This is a genomic window from Actinoplanes sp. NPDC021490 (assembly GCF_055562135.1).
The window spans coordinates 145,565-161,363 of sequence record NZ_JBVHFW010000015.1; the positions used below are offsets into that span (position 1 = coordinate 145,565).

General features: G+C 70.9%; 12 protein-coding genes. 1 reads left to right on the forward strand and 11 read right to left on the reverse strand.

The window, feature by feature from the left end:
- Positions 1 to 5: 5 nt before the first annotated feature.
- The 3 genes from ACZ3I4_RS33265 to ACZ3I4_RS33275 form a co-directional block, all read right to left on the reverse strand.
- Positions 6 to 1,031: an ABC transporter permease gene (locus ACZ3I4_RS33265; RefSeq protein ID WP_465386022.1), complete on the reverse strand. Its 1,026-nt coding sequence runs from the start codon at positions 1,029 to 1,031 to the stop codon at positions 6 to 8.
- Positions 1,032 to 1,804: 773 nt separating this feature from the next.
- Positions 1,805 to 2,710 (reverse strand): TIGR03619 family F420-dependent LLM class oxidoreductase, encoded by a 906-nt coding sequence (locus ACZ3I4_RS33270; RefSeq protein WP_465386023.1) that lies wholly within the window; start codon positions 2,708 to 2,710, stop codon positions 1,805 to 1,807.
- Between the two features lie 9 nt (positions 2,711 to 2,719).
- On the reverse strand, positions 2,720 to 4,138 hold the full coding sequence (locus ACZ3I4_RS33275; RefSeq protein WP_465386024.1) for an Hsp70 family protein: 1,419 nt from the start codon (positions 4,136 to 4,138) through the stop codon (positions 2,720 to 2,722).
- Between the two features lie 175 nt (positions 4,139 to 4,313).
- Between ACZ3I4_RS33275 and ACZ3I4_RS33280 the strand changes: the two genes are divergently transcribed.
- Positions 4,314 to 5,246 carry a GNAT family N-acetyltransferase gene (locus ACZ3I4_RS33280; protein WP_465386025.1) on the forward strand — a complete coding sequence of 311 codons (933 nt, stop codon included), beginning with the start codon at positions 4,314 to 4,316 and terminating at the stop codon, positions 5,244 to 5,246.
- On the opposite strand, the gene ACZ3I4_RS33285 is transcribed toward ACZ3I4_RS33280, so the two are convergent.
- The 8 genes from ACZ3I4_RS33285 to cobN form a co-directional block, all read right to left on the reverse strand.
- Complete coding sequence (locus ACZ3I4_RS33285) at positions 5,243 to 5,917, reverse strand: DUF6766 family protein (RefSeq protein ID WP_465386026.1); 675 nt, start codon at positions 5,915 to 5,917, stop codon at positions 5,243 to 5,245. The genes ACZ3I4_RS33280 and ACZ3I4_RS33285 overlap by 4 nt on opposite strands.
- Before the next feature lie 81 nt (positions 5,918 to 5,998).
- Positions 5,999 to 6,394, reverse strand: coding sequence for a hypothetical protein (locus ACZ3I4_RS33290; RefSeq protein ID WP_465386027.1), 396 nt, complete (start codon positions 6,392 to 6,394; stop codon positions 5,999 to 6,001).
- A 29-nt stretch (positions 6,395 to 6,423) separates the two neighbouring features.
- Positions 6,424 to 7,137 carry a tetratricopeptide repeat protein gene (locus tag ACZ3I4_RS33295; protein ID WP_465386028.1) on the reverse strand — a complete coding sequence of 238 codons (714 nt, stop codon included), beginning with the start codon at positions 7,135 to 7,137 and terminating at the stop codon, positions 6,424 to 6,426.
- Between the two features lie 21 nt (positions 7,138 to 7,158).
- The gene (locus ACZ3I4_RS33300) at positions 7,159 to 7,803 is read right to left on the reverse strand and encodes an SDR family oxidoreductase (protein ID WP_465386029.1); all 645 of its coding nucleotides are present in this window, start codon (positions 7,801 to 7,803) and stop codon (positions 7,159 to 7,161) included.
- 20 nt (positions 7,804 to 7,823) lie between these two features.
- A complete protein-coding gene (locus ACZ3I4_RS33305; protein WP_465386030.1) occupies positions 7,824 to 8,831 on the reverse strand; it encodes a LacI family DNA-binding transcriptional regulator in 1,008 nt (335 codons plus the stop codon).
- A gap of 113 nt (positions 8,832 to 8,944) precedes the next feature.
- A complete protein-coding gene (locus ACZ3I4_RS33310; RefSeq protein ID WP_465386031.1) occupies positions 8,945 to 10,204 on the reverse strand; it encodes a DUF1996 domain-containing protein in 1,260 nt (419 codons plus the stop codon).
- Between the two features lie 59 nt (positions 10,205 to 10,263).
- Positions 10,264 to 12,033, reverse strand: coding sequence for a galactose-binding domain-containing protein (locus ACZ3I4_RS33315; RefSeq protein ID WP_465386032.1), 1,770 nt, complete (start codon positions 12,031 to 12,033; stop codon positions 10,264 to 10,266).
- A gap of 223 nt (positions 12,034 to 12,256) precedes the next feature.
- Complete coding sequence (gene cobN / locus ACZ3I4_RS33320) at positions 12,257 to 15,784, reverse strand: cobaltochelatase subunit CobN (RefSeq protein WP_465386033.1); 3,528 nt, start codon at positions 15,782 to 15,784, stop codon at positions 12,257 to 12,259.
- Positions 15,785 to 15,799 lie beyond the last annotated feature (15 nt).

Consider the following 15,799-nt stretch of genomic DNA (forward strand, 5'->3'; position numbering starts at 1 on the left):
CCACGTCACCGTCGGGTGCGGGGATCGAATGCGTCACGAATCGCGTCGCCGAGCAGGCTCAGCGAGAGCACGAGGATCGTGATGGCGAGAACCGGGATCCACAGGTAGAGCGGGTCGGCCCGGTAATAGTTCTGGGCTGCGGCGATCGTCAGGCCCCAGGACGGCGTCGGCTCCGTAAGGCCGACGCCGAGATAGGTGAGGCCCGCCTCGACGACGATGTAGCTCGGTAGAGCCATCGATACCGAGATGACGATGGGAGCCACCAGGTTGGGCAGCAGCTCCTTGAAGAGAATCTTGCGGGTCGGCACACCGAGCACCTTGGCCGCGGAGATGAACTCACGTTCGCGCAGGGAGAGCACCTCGCCGCGGATCAATCGCGCGAGGCTGGCCCAGCCGAAGAAGGAGAGAACGATGATCAGGGAGAAGAAGCGCGCGTTCGCGACGTCCTGGGCGGCGGCGTCCTGGGCGGTGCCGACGAAGATGGTCAGCAGCACGGCCGGCACCGCGATCGCGAACAGCAGGTAGGGCAGGCTCAGCACGAAGTCGATGACCCAGGAGACGATCCGGTCGAGCCAGCCGCCCACGAAACCGGCCAGCAGGCCGATGGTCACGCCGACGATCGTGGTCAGGATCGTCACCGTGCCCGCGACGATCAGCGACGGCCGGGCGCCGTAGACGAACCGCGCGAACAGGTCGCGGCCCAGGCGCGGCTCGACGCCGAACCAGTGCTCGCCGTTGGGCGGGATCGTCGGGTAGCCGTACTGGTCGATCAGATCCTGGTGCAGGGTCGTCGGATCCTGCCCCTCGAGCTTCGCCAGCAGCGGCGCCAGGATCGCAATCAGTACGAAGAACCCGAAGATGCTTGCGCAGATCACCGCGACCTTGTCCTTGCGCAGGCGCGCGAAGGCGATCTGCGTCGGAGACTTGCGCCGGGTGTCGACCTTCTTCTCCGGGTCGGCGGCCGGGCTCGTCATGGCATCGGTCGGGGAGCCGGCCCGGGCAAGCTCGGCTTCCTCGATCAGCGGTTCCACGCGTCGGTCACCTCCATCGGACGACACACCTCACATGCGCCGTGCGTGAGAGGTATTCGGATGCTGCGCTGGGAAAGGTAGCCCGGAACCGGGCGGGAGGAAATGAGTTGACGCATCGAATGAATAACAGCCCGCTGAAAGCGATGGTTGCTCAACCTCACACCTGGTCCCGTCCACACAGGGGGCGAAGCCCTACTCCAGCGGTCAAACCACCCGTAACGACGAACAACTTTGACTCCAATGTCCGTAATGGAGAACCAGAGGGCAATCGTACTGTTGCGCAAAGTTATCGAAGTCACGTACATGACGCGATCGGCCGCTGTTTCGGCCCGGTTTCGCGAGAGTGTCGATCTTGGCGAGCGAGCGCCGTGGTTTTCTCCGGTGCATGTGCCCTGGTGGCGCAAGATCTTCGGCTTGCGCGTCACCCCGGGGCCGTATCGACGGCCATCCCGCGTTCCGGGACGCGGTTCGATGGTCATCTCCGGAAGGCCGGCGTGCCGCGGGAACTACACCGCGTAAGCCCGGGAAAGGGCCGCATAGGGAGACGGCCGCCATTTAGATAACGATTACCCCCTCCATTCGAGGCTATATAAGACTTCGAAGCGCGTCTTCCCCGATGGGTGCGAGCCATCGACAACCTGCTACCTCGAGGCGACGGGCAGCGACCGCCCGCCGAACCCCGGGACGGCGCGCCACGCCCCGCGTTCGCTGCGGCAACATCCGGTGAACGCCCGGCGGCGGGCGGCGATCGGAACGGCGACGCAGAGTGATCGTCAGGGGCGTGGGGCCAGAGCCGTGAGGATCTCGCCGGCCCGTTCCCGGGCCACCACCGGGTCGGCCCCGGGCGCGCCGATCAGCGGGTCCCAGTTGAGGTCGTAGAACATCTCCGTGACGCCCGCGGCGGCGTACAGCTCGGCCCCGGCGCGGATCTGATCCCAGTCTCCGGACAGCGGCACGGCGTCGTCGCGCAGGCCGGGACGCACGACGGCGCGCACGACGATCCGAACCGCGTCGGGGTCCCGGCCGGCCTCCTCGGCCGCGCGCCGCACGATCTGGGTGCCGCGCGCGATGTCGTCGAAGCCCAGCCGGCTGCTGCTGACCCAGCCCGCGGCCAGCCGCCCGGCCCGGCGCAGCGCGACGTCGGCCGTGCCCCCGAGCAGCACCGGCGGGCCGCCGGGCTGCACCGGACGCGGCGCCATCGTGCTCTCCGGCACCCGATAGAGCTCGCCGTCGAAGGACGCCACCGGGTCGTTCCACAAGGTGCGCAGCACCTCGAGATACTCCCGGAGGCGCCGGCCGCGCGGGTTCGGGTCGGAGCCGGTGGCCTCGAACTCGGGCTGCGACCACCCGGTGCCCAGCCCCAGGTCGAAACGGCCGCCCGACAGCACGTCGAGGGTGGCCGCCTGCTTGGCCAGATAGGCCGGCGAGACGTACGGGATGTTGAGCACCGCCACCCCGAGGCGGATCGTGCTGGTGCGGGCGGCGGCCCAGGTCAGCGCGAGCATCGGGTCGAGCACGCTGTGATAGACCGGCAGCATCGGCTGATCGGCGCCGACCAGCAGCCGCTGGAACGCCCAGAGGCCGTGATATCCGAGCTCCTCGGCCCGCGCCGCGAACTCGCCCAGCGTGGCCGGATCGGCCCAGGCCCCGGCCACGGGGGCGCCACAACTGATCAGCATGGCGAAACCTTAACCGGAGGCCCGCCCGTACTCCGTGGTCAGCTGTTCGCCCAGCTCGGTCAGGCGGGCGTCCGGGGCCGCGGCCAGCACGGCGGAGATGAACGCGCCGTACGCCGCGCCCAGCGGAGCCAGATCGCCGTCCTGCAGCAACAGCATGTAGGTGGCCTCGGCGACCCGGCGGAAGTCGGCCGGGGTCTCGGCCGGCGGTCCCGGCGGCCCGGGCGGGTCCGGCGTCTCGACCTGCTCCACGACCACCGGCGGCATCTCCGGACCGGCCATCTCGGCCCGCAGCCGCAGGCTGGCGCTGAGCAGCCCGACCGGCGAGCCCTCGAACAGCGACGCCGGCTCGTAGTCGCGGGCGACCAGCCCGGCCCCGCGCGCGACCATCTCGTCGGGATCGAGGTCGACGCGGATGCGGGCCGCGCCCCAGCCGAAATAGCCGGCCAGCCGGTTCCGGATGGCCGGGATGCGGGTCGAGCCCCCGGCCAGCACCACCTCGTCGATGTCGCCCCAGCCCACACCGTGCGCCGCGCGGGCCGCCGCGATCGCCTCGGTCAGCAGGTCGAGCGAGCGTTGCACGTCCGGCTCGATCATCGCCTCGAACGCGCGCCGGCTGAGCGGCACGCCGGCGCTGACCGTGGCCGTGAGCAGCGGCAGCTCCAGCGTGGTGTGCGCGGCGACCGACAGCTCGCGCTTGCGGATCTCGGCCTCCCACCGGATGCGCTGCCGGATGCCGGCGTCCAGGCTCAGGTCGACGTGGTGCCGCTCGCGGATCTGCCGCAACGCGTAGGCGACGATCAGCTCGTCGAAATCGTCCCCGCCGAGCCGCTGGTCGCCCGACGTGCCCAGGACGTCGACCGTGCCGTCCGCCACCCGCACGACCGAGGCGTCGAACGTGCCGCCGCCCAGGTCGTAGATGGCGTACGTGCCGGGGCGGGCCTCCACGCCGAGCGCCATCGCGGCGGCCACCGGATCCTCGACCAGCCGCCGCACGTTGAGCTGGGCCAGTCCGGCCGCCTCCCGCAGCGCCCGCCGCTGGGCCTCCCCGGCCGCGGCCGAGACGGTGATCACCGCGTCGTGGATGGGCTCGCCGACGAACGCCTCGGCCTGCCGCTTGAGCTCGATCAGCAGGAAGGCGCAGATCTCGCGGGGCTGATAGGCCCGGCCCCGGAACCGCACGTTCTCACCGGTGCCCAGCCGCCGTTTGATGCCGGCGATCGCGTTCTCGTCCTCGGCGGGCGGCACACCGGCGATCACCTGGCCCGCCCTGTCCTGCCCGACGGAGGCCGGCATGGTCGCCGCGCCGGTCGGGCCGCGGACCATGAGCAGCTTGGCGCCGTCCCACACCGAGACCGCGCACGAGCTGGTGCCCAGGTCGATCCCGACCACACGATGGAAAAACGGATACGCGTCGGGATGCTCGGTCAAGGCCGCCCCCTTCGGGAACGCAGCCCCAGGGCCGGCGGCGTCCTCGAGTGTGACCAGCAGTACTCGGTGCCTCTGATCGCCAAATTAACATTCGTCACCGAGCCGAAAGAACTGACAACGATCGATCCGTCGGACATCCGACTGAGGCTGGACAAATCATGGCAGTGTGCACGTCATGGCTGTGGATCTCGTCGATCTGACGCAGGAGGAGCTCGCCCAGCGGCGGCCGTCCATGATCGCCCTCTTCGCCGACGCGATGGCCGAGAACTACGGCGTCCCGGCCGAGGCGGCGTACGCGGAAGCGGTCCGGCAGACCGACGAGCTGCTCCCGGCCGGGGTGCACACCGCCGGCCAGTTGCTCCGCAAGGGCATGGACGGCGACGACGAGATCGGCTTCCTCTGGATCTCGATGCCCGGTTTCCCGTACGCCACCATGGCCTGGATCGCCGAGGTCTCGGTGCGCGAGGACAAACGCAACCACGGTTACGGCAGCGCGATGCTGCGAGCCGGCCAGACCGACCTGGCCCGGCGCGGCGTGCACCGGGTCGGCCTGCACGTCTTCGGCGTCAACACCGGCGCCCGCCGGCTCTACCGCCGGCTCGGCTATCGCATGCTGGCCCAGCTGCGCACCCGGCCGGTCGAGCGCACCGGCTCCCCGGTCGGGCTCGTGCCGATGAGCCAGGCCGAGTACGAGAACCGGCTGGCCGAACTGGTCGAGGGCAACGCGGTCGCCCTGACCCGCGACCCGCTCGCCCCACCGTCCCGGGCCCACCAGGTCGCCGCCGTTCTCGCCCCCGCCGGGGTAGGCACCCCGGACGTGTTTCTGCGCCACGCCGTCGCCGGGGGCCGCCCGGTCGGCTGGATCTGGTTCGCGCTGCCCGGCCCGCACCGCCCCGGCACCGCCTCCGTCCACTACCTGACGATCGACGAGCCGTACCGGCGCCGCGGCCTGGGCCGGGCCCTGCTGGCCGCGGCCGAGGCCGAATACGCCCGCCGGCGGATACCCCGGATGGGCCTGTGGATCGCCGCCGCGAGCCCGGGAGCCGAGGAGTTCGCCGACGCGCTCGGCCTCGACGTCTCCTCCGAGCAGTTGGTCAAGGACCTCTAACCCTCGACCCCGGTCGCCTCGTGGGCCGAGCCGACCGGCTTGGACTGCGACGACCCGCGCTGCCGCAGGAAGATGGCCAGGATCGCCATCGACGCCACCGCGAGCAGCTCGGACTGCCAGTTCTGCAGGGTGCGGTCCCAGAAGTCCGGCTCCAGCAGATACTGGCCCCACGAGACCGGGTCCTGCCGCTCGCTGAGCTGCTCCTCGTTGAAGGCGGCGACTCCGGCGACCGACTGGGCCAGCCACGAGCCCAGGAAGATCAATCCCATCACCAGGCCCAGCGAGTTGGAGAACACCGCGGTGCGCCACCCGCCCACCCGGGCCCACTGGGGCGACCGGTCATCGGCGTACGGGCCGACCTTCTGATCCTTGTCGGTCTCGAGGCCGGGCTTGTCCAGCGACTTCGACTCGGGCGAGCCCTTCTGCAGCAGCCACACCGTGAGCACGATGAACAGGAAGAACTGCAGGTACTCGGACTGCCAGTTCTCGGCCACGTCGACGCCGAAGCTCGCGGAGGTCACGTAGCGCCAGAACGCGATGTCCGGCAGGCCCGAGGCGCGCTGGGCCTCGTTGAAGACGGCCAGGCCCGCGTACGCCTGCCCGACCAGCACGACCAGGAAGAGCAGCCCGAAGACGAGGCCTATCGAGTTCTCGCGCAGGAAGCGTCTCACCGGTGCAGCACCCCCAGCGTGATGACGTAGATCAGTCCGACCGCGACGACCACGAGCAGCAGGACGAAGAGAGCCCGCATGTCAGTCCCCCTCGACCGAGCAGTCGTACGGGCGGCTCCCCTGCGGAGTGCACCCGGCCGCCACCACCCGCCAGCCACCCGGGAAGGCGCCCAGGAAGACCGTGTCGTCGTCCAGCTTGACCTGCGCCCACTGCCCGTAGACGGACGCCTCGAGCACAGTTCCGGGGCGGGGCAGATCCTTGTCGAGGATCGCCTGCGGGCACGGCTCCTCCTCGGCCACCGTGCGGACCGTGCCGGGAGCCAGCAGGGCACAGGCGGCCTCGCCGTCCCCCGCGTCGACGACCGTGAGCAGCCGGACCGCGACGTCGGTGGCGGTCCGCTCGCGGTCACCGACCGTGGAACACCCGGCCGCGGTCAGCAGCAACACCGCGCCGACCAGCCAACGCACAAAGATCACGGGCGCGAGCATGCCCCTATTTTGAGCACCTATGCGGCCGCACGCTCGGCATCCGAGAGGGCGTGTTCGGCCCAGCCGATGCGCTGCGGCGACAGGTTGGCCTGGCGGGCCTGATGCACCGCCTCGCGCAACAGGCGCACCGCCTCCGAGAGGTTGCCCGCGGCCAGCTCGGCCTCGCCCAGCGCCAGCGTGCCGGTGGCCACCCGGCGCGGGTCGCCGTAGCGCTCCCGCAGCACCTGGGACATCCGCAGGTGCCGCAGGCCGCGTTCGTTGTCGCCGGAGACGAACACATGGAAGAAGCCGATGTGCCGGTGCACCTCCGAGCGCACCATCTCGTCGGCGTAGCTCTCGGCCAGCGCCAGGGCCTCGGTGTAATACGGCATCGCGGTGGTCCAGTCGCCCCGCAGCACCTGATGCACCAGGCCCAGCCCGAACAGCGACTCGGCGGCGCCGGCCGGGTCGCCCACCTCGCGCTGGATGCGCAGCGCCGCGGTGAACAGCTGCTCCTCGGTGGCCCAGTCGGCCCGGGACAGGTCGCCGCCGATCGCCGCGAAGTGCGCCAGCATGCCCAGCCGGGTCAGGGCGGCCGCCTCCTCGACGCGGTTCTCCTCGTCGCAGGCGCGGCGGCGGGCCCCTTCCAGCAGCTGCCACGCGGAGAGGAAGTCGCCGCCGCGGTACGCCGCCTCGAGCATCGCCTCGTGTCCGGCGGCCAGCAGCGCCCCCGCGGTCACCTCGCTCCCCATGGACGCTACGTTAGCGACCAATCACAATGAGCGCAGTGCCTCATCGATGGGGGTCGACCCGCCGAACAGTTCGAAGGTCACTCCGACCGTCGACGGCGTGGTGAGGCAGGCCGCCAGCACGGCCGCGACGTCGTCCCGGGGCACGGACGCGCGCCGGCCCAGCTCGCGCGAGACGGTGACCAGGCCCGTGCCGGGCTCGTCGGTCAGGCCGCCGGGGCGCACGATCGTCCAGTCGAGGTCGGCGCGCGCGGTGACGTACGCATCGGCCTCGGCCTTGGCCTCCAGATAGGGACGCATGGTCTCGCCGCCGGACGCCGGGTCCTGGGCGCCGATCGACGACACCATCAGATAGCGGCGCACGCCCTGGTCGGCGGCCGCGTCGGCCAGCTTGACGGCGCCGCCGAGGTCGACGGTCCGTTTGCGGGCGGCCCCGCTGCCCGGCCCGGCCCCGGCCGCGAAGACGACCGCGTCGGCGCGCTTCACGTACGGCGAGAGAGACGCGTCGTTCTCCAGGTCACCGATCACCGGAACGGCCCCCACGGCCTGCAGATCGGCGGCGTGGGCCGGGTTGCGGATCAGGCCGCGGGCGGTGTGCCCCTCGGCGGCGAGCAGCTTGAGCAGACGGAGGGCGACCTGACCGTGGCCGCCGGCGACGAGGATGTCCATGCCTGAAGTCTTACCCCCGTTCAGGCGGAATCGCGCACCACCAGCGTTGGCTGGAACGTCACAGACCGCGGCAGCCGCCCGGGCGAGGCGATGTGCGCCATCAGCACCTCGGCCATCTCGGCGGCCATCTCCTCGACCGGCTGGCGCACCGTGGTGAGCAGCGGCCGGCAGTCGAGGGCGGCGCTGCTGTCGTCGAAGCCGACCACGGCGATGTCGCCGGGCACCCGGCGGCCCATCTCCTGCAGCGCGCGCAGGGCGCCCTCGGCCATCAGGTCGTTGGCCACGAACAAGCCGTCCAGATCGGGGTGCTCGGCCAGCAGCCGCCGCGCCGCCGCCTCGCCCCCGGCCCGGGTGAAGTCGCCCTCGATCGCGGGCGCCTCGCCGAAGCCGCGATTGGCCAGGTACGACCGGAAGCCCTCGAGCCGGTCGAGCCCGGACGGGATGTCGAGCGGGCCGCTGATCGTGGCCAGCCGGCGACAGCCGCGGTCGAGCAGGCGTTCCGCGGCCAGCCGGGCGCCGAGCCGCTGATCGACGTCGACGAAGCTGACCGCGATGGGCGAGGTCGGCCGGGCCGACACCACGGCCGGGATGCCCAGCTCGTGCACCTGCCGGGGCAGCGTGTCCTGCTCGTGGCTGCTGATCAGCAGGACGCCGTCGACGTGACCCTGACGCAGGTAGCGGATGACCTGGTGGTGGTCGGTGGAGTCGGTCGGGATGACCACCAGGTGGATGTCGTGCGGGCGCAGCGCCCCCGTGGCGCCCGCCGTGATCCGGCCGAAGTACGGGTCGGTGAAGATCCGGTTGAGGAACGAGTTGTTGTCGGGCCGGTCGGGCTCGCTGATCACCAGCGCCACCGAGTTGGAGCGGCGGGTGACCAGGCTGCGGGCGGCCACGTTGGGCACATATCCGGTGTCGGCGATCGCCCGCTGGACCATTTCGCGGATCTTGGCGTCCACGCTCGGAGCGCCGTTGATCACTCGGGAGACGGTCGCGCGCGACACCCCGGCCGCCTCAGCGACCTGGTCCATCGTCGGATGCTGCCCACCGCGCGCGGGCCGGGTTGTCATGCGGTCCGTTATAGCAGCGACGTGGGGACGGGTGCCGCCGCCGTCAGTTTCTCCGTCGGCGACACCCGTGGTCATTACGGCCGTCCGTCGGTGCCGCACTTGACGATCGGGCGGATGCAGTCGTTCACCCGTCGCGCCAGCTCGTCCACCGGCCAGGCGTTGAAGAAGTCGCCGTGCATGGTGTAGCCGGGCCCGGAGGCCAGCCGGAAGTTGGCCGGGTTGCCGTTGACCGGGTAACGCATGACCTGCCGCAGCTTGGGCACCACGACCGGGTGGCTGGCCGGGCAGGCGTTGTTCACCGGGTACGCCATGTGGCTCTTGTGATCCGGCGAGTCCAGGTTCACGCCGTCCCAGCAGTGCGGGAAGTCGAGGTACGACTCCAGCATCGTGCCCGCCGGGCAGGTGACGAAGTCGTGCGACGAGCCGGCCTCCCCGGCGTGCAGGCAGGACCAGCGCGAGATCGTGTTGTCGTTCGGCCCGGTCGCCTTGGCGTTGCCGGCCACGATCCGCAGGCCCAGCGGGAACGGCTGCGTCTGCGCGATCAGGTCGTCGCGCACACCCTCACCCAGGTAGTAGAAGATGCCGGTGGTCGGCTCGACCGGGGTGTTGCCGTTGTACAGGGTCGGGATCCAGTACGACGACTTGTCGATCGACGGGTTGCAGTTCGAGTTGGCGTTGAGCAGGTCCTGCGTGGTGGTCGCCGCGTTCGTCACGGTGCTGCCGAAGAAGCTGTGCATGTGCGACGCGCCGGGCAGGTTGGGGAAGATGATCGGGTCGTCCGGCAGCCGGTGGCTGAACGGGCAGTCGGCCAGGAACTCGGCCACCCGCACGGCCCCCGGCGGAATGGTCGGCGTGGTCCCGCCGCCGCCACCACTGCCGTACACCTGGAACTCCTTGAGCGAAACACCCCACTGCGTGGCCCGTACGGTGGTCTCGAGCCGGACGTAACGCCCGGTGCCGGTGACCGTCAGCGACTGCCGCCCGCCGGTGCCGTTGGTGGTGGTGTTGACCGTGGTCCACGACGAGCCGTTCGCCGAGACCCGGATGCTGAAGGTCCGCGCGTACGCCGCCTCCCAGTCGAGCACGACCGACGAGATGGTGGCGCTCGCGCCCAGGTCGACCTGGAGCCACTGGGGATCGCTGAAGGCGCTCGACCAGCGGGTGCCGGCGTTGCCGTCGACCGCGTTGGACGCGGGGAAGGCGGCCGACTCGGACGAGCTGGCGGTGGCGGTCTTGCCTTGCGAGATGAGGGTGTCCGCGGCGCTCGCCTTGGTCGCGACGACCAACAGGGATGTGACGAGCAGAGCCGCGGCGAACATTGCCTTCTTACGCATTGCGGCCGTCCTTGGGGGAAGGGGGCCGGGAGCGTTCGTCGCCGCTCCCGGCCCGGCAATCACTGGTAGACGCGCACGTAGTCGACGAGCATGCGGGACGGGAACGGGGTAGTGGCGTCGATCGGGCCGGGGAAGTCGCCGCCGACGGCCAGGTTGAGGATCAGGTAGAACTTGTGGTCGAAGATCCACGGGCCGCGGGTGTTCTCCACGGTGGCCTTGTCGGCGTTGAAGACCTGCCGGCCGTCCAGGAAGAACCGGATGCCCTTGCTGTCCCACTCGGCCGCGTACACGTGGAAGTCCTGCGAGAGATCCACTCCGGCCGCGTTCTTCTGGCCGTATCCGCCACCGCCGTTGTAGGCCGGGGCGTGCAGCGTGGTGTACATCTCGTTGGTGTTGCGGCCCAGCACCTCCATGATGTCGATCTCGCCGTTGTACGGCCACGGGCGTCCACTGAGGAAGTCCTCGCCCATCATCCAGAACGCCGGCCACAGGCCGTTGCCCTTCGGCACCTTGATCCGCGCCTCGAACCGGCCGTACTGGGTGCTGAACTTGCCGCCGGTGTTCATCCGGGCCGAGGTGTACTGCCGGCCCTCGTAGTCCTGCCGCCGCGCCTCCATGACCAGGTTGCCCTGACCGTCGGTCTGCGCGTTCTCGCTGTTCGGCGTGTAGTACTGGATCTCGCCGTTCTGCGGGACGCCCGGGTCGTAGGTCCACTTGGCCGTGCTCGGCTTGGTGCCGGCCGACTCGTTGAAGTTGTCCTCGAAGACCAGGCGGGAGGCCGGAAACGCCGGGTCGGCGGGCTGGGCCGGCGGGTTGGCCGGGGCGCCTCCGGTGCCGTAGACGCTGAACTCCCACAGCGAGTAGCCGTAGGTGCTGCTGCGCTGGGTGCCGTACATCCGCACGTACCGGCCGGTGCCGGTGGCGTTGATGACGTCCTTGAGACCGTCACCGGTGGTCGTCGAGTAGATCGACGTCCAGTTCGCGTTGTCGTTGGAGACCTGGATCTGATAGCTCCGGGCGTACGCCGGGTCCCACTGCAGCACGACCTGGCTGATGTTCGCGGTCGCGCCCAGGTCGACCGAGATCCAGCCCGGGTCGACCCAGCCGTTGGTCGAGCTGGTCGCCCAGCGGCTGGCCGGGTCGCTGTCGAACGCCTTGTCCGGGCTGCACGGGTTGCAGTTGACGTCGTTCTGCCAAGTGCTCGCCTGCGCCGGCTTGTTGTAGGACAGCAGCCGCGCGGTGCCGGCCGGCGGCGTGGTCGGCGGGGTCGTGGGCGGCGTGGTCGGCGGGTTCGTCGAGCCGTTCGAGAAGACCTGGAACTCCCAGAACGAGTAGCCGTAGATGGCCAGGGCCCGCTCGGTCAGGTTGATCCGCACGTAGCGGGCGGTGCCGTTCACGGCGATGCTCTGCTGGCCGCCGGCGCCGGTCGTGGTGGCGTACGCCTGGGTGTAGCTCGTGCCGTTGGTCGAGAACTGGATGGTGAACGCCTTGGCGTACGCGCCCTCCCAGTTGATGGCGATCCGGCTGACCGGCGTGGCCGTGCCGAGGTCGACCTGCCACCACTGGCTGGCCGAGAAGGCGCTGGCCCAGCGGGTGCCGTTGTTGCCGTCGACCGCCTCGCCGGCCTGATAGGCGCCGGCCGCCTCGGTGGAGCTCGCGGTGGCGGGCTTGCCCTGCGAGACGACCACCTCGGCGGCCTCGGCGTTCTGCGTGGTGGCGACGAAGAAGGCGGCGATCAGCCCGACGAGGGCGAAGCCGAGGGTGAGAATCCGGGCCGGAGACAGCCTGCTGCGAGGCGTCCCGAGCCCGTCCAGGACCGGGGATGTCATGGAGGGACTCCTGGGTTCGGGGATGGGTCCTTCATGTGTCGGAGCGATTTCGGCCTGGGGAACGGCCTGTGAAAGCGCTCTTTGTGACGACACTGTGAACCGGCCCTTCGCCCCCTGTCAATGCCTGGTAGGAGACCCGGGAAGCGCTTTCTCAGCGTTCTCGCAGGTGAGCAGCAAAACGCCCCTGACGGTTCCGGAACCGTCAGGGGCGTCTGCACACCGGTCAGTTGTCCTCGAGGTCGCCTTCGGTCTCCAGGTAGAGCTGGCGCAGCGCGTTCAGCGTGTCCGGGTCGGGCGACTCCCACAGATTGCGCTCGGCCGCCTCGAGCAGGCGCTCGGTGATGCCGTGCAGCGCCCACGGGTTGGACTGCTGGAAGAACTTCTGGTTGTCCGGGTCGAGGGCGTACGTGGTGGCCAGCTGCTCGTACATGAAGTCGGTGACCACGCCGGCCGTGGCGTCGAAACCGAACAGGTAGTCGACCGTCGCGGCCAGCTCGAAGGCTCCCTTGTAGCCGTGGCGGCGCATCGCGGCGATCCAGCGCGGGTTCACGACCCGGGCCCGGAAGATGCGTGCGGTCTCCTCGGTCAGGCTGCGGGTGCGGGTGGCGTCGGGGTTGGTGGAGTCTCCGACGTACGCCGCGGGGGCCTTGCCGGTCAGCGCGCGCACCGTGGCGATCATGCCGCCGTGGTACTGGAAGTAGTCGTCCGAGTCGGCGATGTCGTGCTCGCGGGTGTCGATGTTCTTGGCCGCCACGTCGATGCGCCGGTACGCGTTCTCCATGTCCGGGCGCGCGGGCACGCCGTCGAGCCCACGCCCGTACGCGAAGCCGCCCCACACGGCGTACACCTCGGCCAGATCCTTGTCGTCGCGCCAGTTCCGGCTGTCGATCAGGGGCAGGATCCCGGCCCCGTACGCCCCCGGCCGCGACCCGAAGATGCGGGTGGTGGCCCGCCGCCAGTCGCCGTGGTCCTCCCGGTCGGCCAGCGCGTGCGCCCGCACGTAGTTGTCCGGCTCGTCGAGCTCCGCGATCATCGTGAAGGCGTCGTCCATCATGGCCACGACGTGCGGGAACGCGTCCCGGAAGAACCCGGAGATGCGGACGGTCACGTCGATGCGGGGCCGGCCCAGCTCCTCGCGGGCGATCGGCTCGAGGCCGGTGACGCGGCGCGAGGCCGGATCCCAGACCGGGCGTACGCCGATCAGCGCGAGGATCTCGGCGATGTCGTCCCCGGCCGTCCGCATGGCGCTCGTGCCCCAGGCCGAGAGGCCGACCGACCGGGGCCAGTCGCCGTAGTCCTCCCGGTAGCGCTTCAGCAGCGAATCGGCCATGGCCTGGCCGGTCTCCCAGGCCAGCGAGCTGGGAATGGCCTTGGGGTCGACGGAGTAGAAGTTGCGCCCGGTCGGCAGCACGTTGATCAGCCCGCGCAGGGGCGAGCCGCTGGGTCCGGCCGGCACGTAGCCGCCGTCCAGCGCGTGCAGCAGGTTGGTGAGTTCGTCGGTGGTGCGTTCCAGCCTCGTCACCACCTCGGTGGCCGCGAAGGCCAGCACCCGGCGCACCTCGTCGTCGTCGTGCAACCCGGCCGGGACGTCGGCGGGCCAGCCGGCTTCCTCCATCGCGGCGACCAGCCCGCGGGCCAGCGTCTCGACCCGATCGGTCTCGGCTGTGGAGGCGTCCTCGCTCAGCCCGAGCGCCTCACGCAGACCGGGCAGCGCCGCGACCTGGCCCGCCCACATCTGCCGGGCCCGCAGCATGGCCAGCACCAGGTTGACCCGGGCCTCACCGGCCGGGGCCGCGCCCAGCACGTGCAGGCCGTCGCGGATCTGCACGTCCTTGACCTCGCACAGCCAGCCGTCGACGTGCAGGATGAACTCGTCGAACTCCTCGTCGCCGGGGCGGCTCTCCATGCCCAGGTCGTGATCCATGCGGGCGGCCTGGATCAGCGTCCAGATCTGGGCCCGGATCGCCGGCAGCTTGGCCGGGTCGAGCGCCGCGATGTTGGCGTGCTCGTCCAGCAGCTGTTCCAGACGGGCGATGTCCCCGTACGACTCGGCCCGCGCCATCGGCGGGATGAGGTGGTCGACCAGGGTCGCGTGCGCCCGCCGCTTGGCCTGGGTGCCCTCGCCGGGGTCGTTGACCAGGAACGGATAGATCAGCGGCAGGTCGCCGAGGGCCGCGTCGGTGCCGTCCGAGGCCGACATGCCTACGTTCTTGCCCGGCAGCCACTCCAGGTTGCCGTGCTTGCCGACGTGCACGACCGCGTGCGCGCCGAAGTCGTCGGCCAGCCACCGGTACGCGGCCAGGTAGTGATGGCTCGGCGGCAGATCGGGGTCGTGGTAGATGGCCACCGGGTTGGCGCCGAACCCGCGCGGCGGCTGCACCATGACCACGACGTTCTCGTCGCGCAGGGCGGCCAGCACGATGTCCCCGCCGTCCACGTAGAGCTCGCCCGGCGCCGGCCCCCAGTGCCGCTCGACCGACTCCCGCAGGTCGGTTGGCAGGGTGGCGAACCACGACTCGTACGCGGCGCCGGAGATGCGCACCTTGTTCTCGCTGAGCTGGTCCTCGGTGAGCCAGTCGGGGTCCTGCCCGCCCGCCGCGATCAGGGCGTGGATGAGCCCGTCGCCGTCGTACTGGGAAAAGGAACCGGTCTGGTAGCCGCGCGAACGCATGGCCTCGATGAGCGCCACCGTCGAGGCCGGGGTGTCCAGCCCGACCGCGTTGCCGATGCGGGAGTGCTTGGTCGGGTAGGCCGACAGCATCAGCACGATGCGGCGCTCGGCCGGCGGGACGTGCCGCAGCCGGGCGTGCGCGACCGCGATGCCCGCCACCCGCGCCGCCCGTTCCTCGTCGGCGACGTAGACCGACAACCCGTCCGGGTCGATCTCCTTGAACGAGAACGGCACCGTGATGATCCGCCCGTCGAACTCGGGGATCGCCACCTGCGTCGCCGCGTCCAGCGGGGACAGGCCGTCGTCGCTGGCCTCCCACGCCGCGCGGCTACTGGTCAGGCACAGCCCCTGCAGGATCGGCACGTCGAGGCCGGCCAGCACGCCGACGTCCCACGCCTCGTCGTCGCCCCCGGCGCTCGCGGTCGCGGGTCGCGTTCCACCCGCGGCCAGCACGGTCACCACGAGGGCATCCGCCTTGCGCAGCTCGGTCAGAAGCTCTTCCGACGCCGTACGCAGGGAGGAAGTGAACAACGGCAGAGGACGCCCGCCCTTGGCCTCGACCGCCCGGCACAGGGACTCGACGAACGCGGTGTTGCCGGCCATGTGGTGGGCCCGGTAGTAGAGCACCGCGATGGTCGGCCCGGTCGCCGTCGTCTCGCGGGGCAGCGGCCCCCAGTCGGGCGCGGCCTGCGGCGGCGCGAAGCCGTGACCGGTCAGCAGCACCGTGTCGGAGAGGAAGTCGTGCACCGCGCTCAGGTTGTCCGCGCCGCCCTGGGCCAGATAGGCGTGCGCCTCGGCGGCCACACCGGCCGGAACCGTGGACAGCTTCATCAGGTCGGCGTCGGGCGCCTGCTCGCCGCCGAGCACCACCACCGGGACCGGCCCGGCGAGCAGCGCGTCGAGCCCCTCCTCCCAGGCCCGGCGCCCGCCGAGGATCCGCACGACGACCAGCGTGACCCCGTCGAGCAGGGCGGGCAGGTCGTCGACGGTCGTGCGGGCCGGGTTGCCCAGCCGCCACCGCGAGCCGCTGGCCCGGGCGCTGAGCAGGTCGGTGTCGGAGGTCGACAGCAGCAGGAACACGCAAAGCTCCCCTCG

Coding starts and splice junctions, on each gene's coding strand:
- ACZ3I4_RS33270 (WP_465386023.1), bottom strand. CDS start 2,710: ATGCTGATCAGTTGTGGCGCCCCCGTGGCCGGGGCCTGGGCCGATCCG.
- ACZ3I4_RS33300 (WP_465386029.1), bottom strand. CDS start 7,803: ATGGACATCCTCGTCGCCGGCGGCCACGGTCAGGTCGCCCTCCGTCTG.
- ACZ3I4_RS33305 (WP_465386030.1), bottom strand. CDS start 8,831: ATGGACCAGGTCGCTGAGGCGGCCGGGGTGTCGCGCGCGACCGTCTCC.
- ACZ3I4_RS33315 (WP_465386032.1), bottom strand. CDS start 12,033: ATGACATCCCCGGTCCTGGACGGGCTCGGGACGCCTCGCAGCAGGCTG.
- ACZ3I4_RS33310 (WP_465386031.1), bottom strand. CDS start 10,204: ATGCGTAAGAAGGCAATGTTCGCCGCGGCTCTGCTCGTCACATCCCTG.
- ACZ3I4_RS33295 (WP_465386028.1), bottom strand. CDS start 7,137: ATGGGGAGCGAGGTGACCGCGGGGGCGCTGCTGGCCGCCGGACACGAG.
- ACZ3I4_RS33280 (WP_465386025.1), top strand. CDS start 4,314: ATGGCTGTGGATCTCGTCGATCTGACGCAGGAGGAGCTCGCCCAGCGG.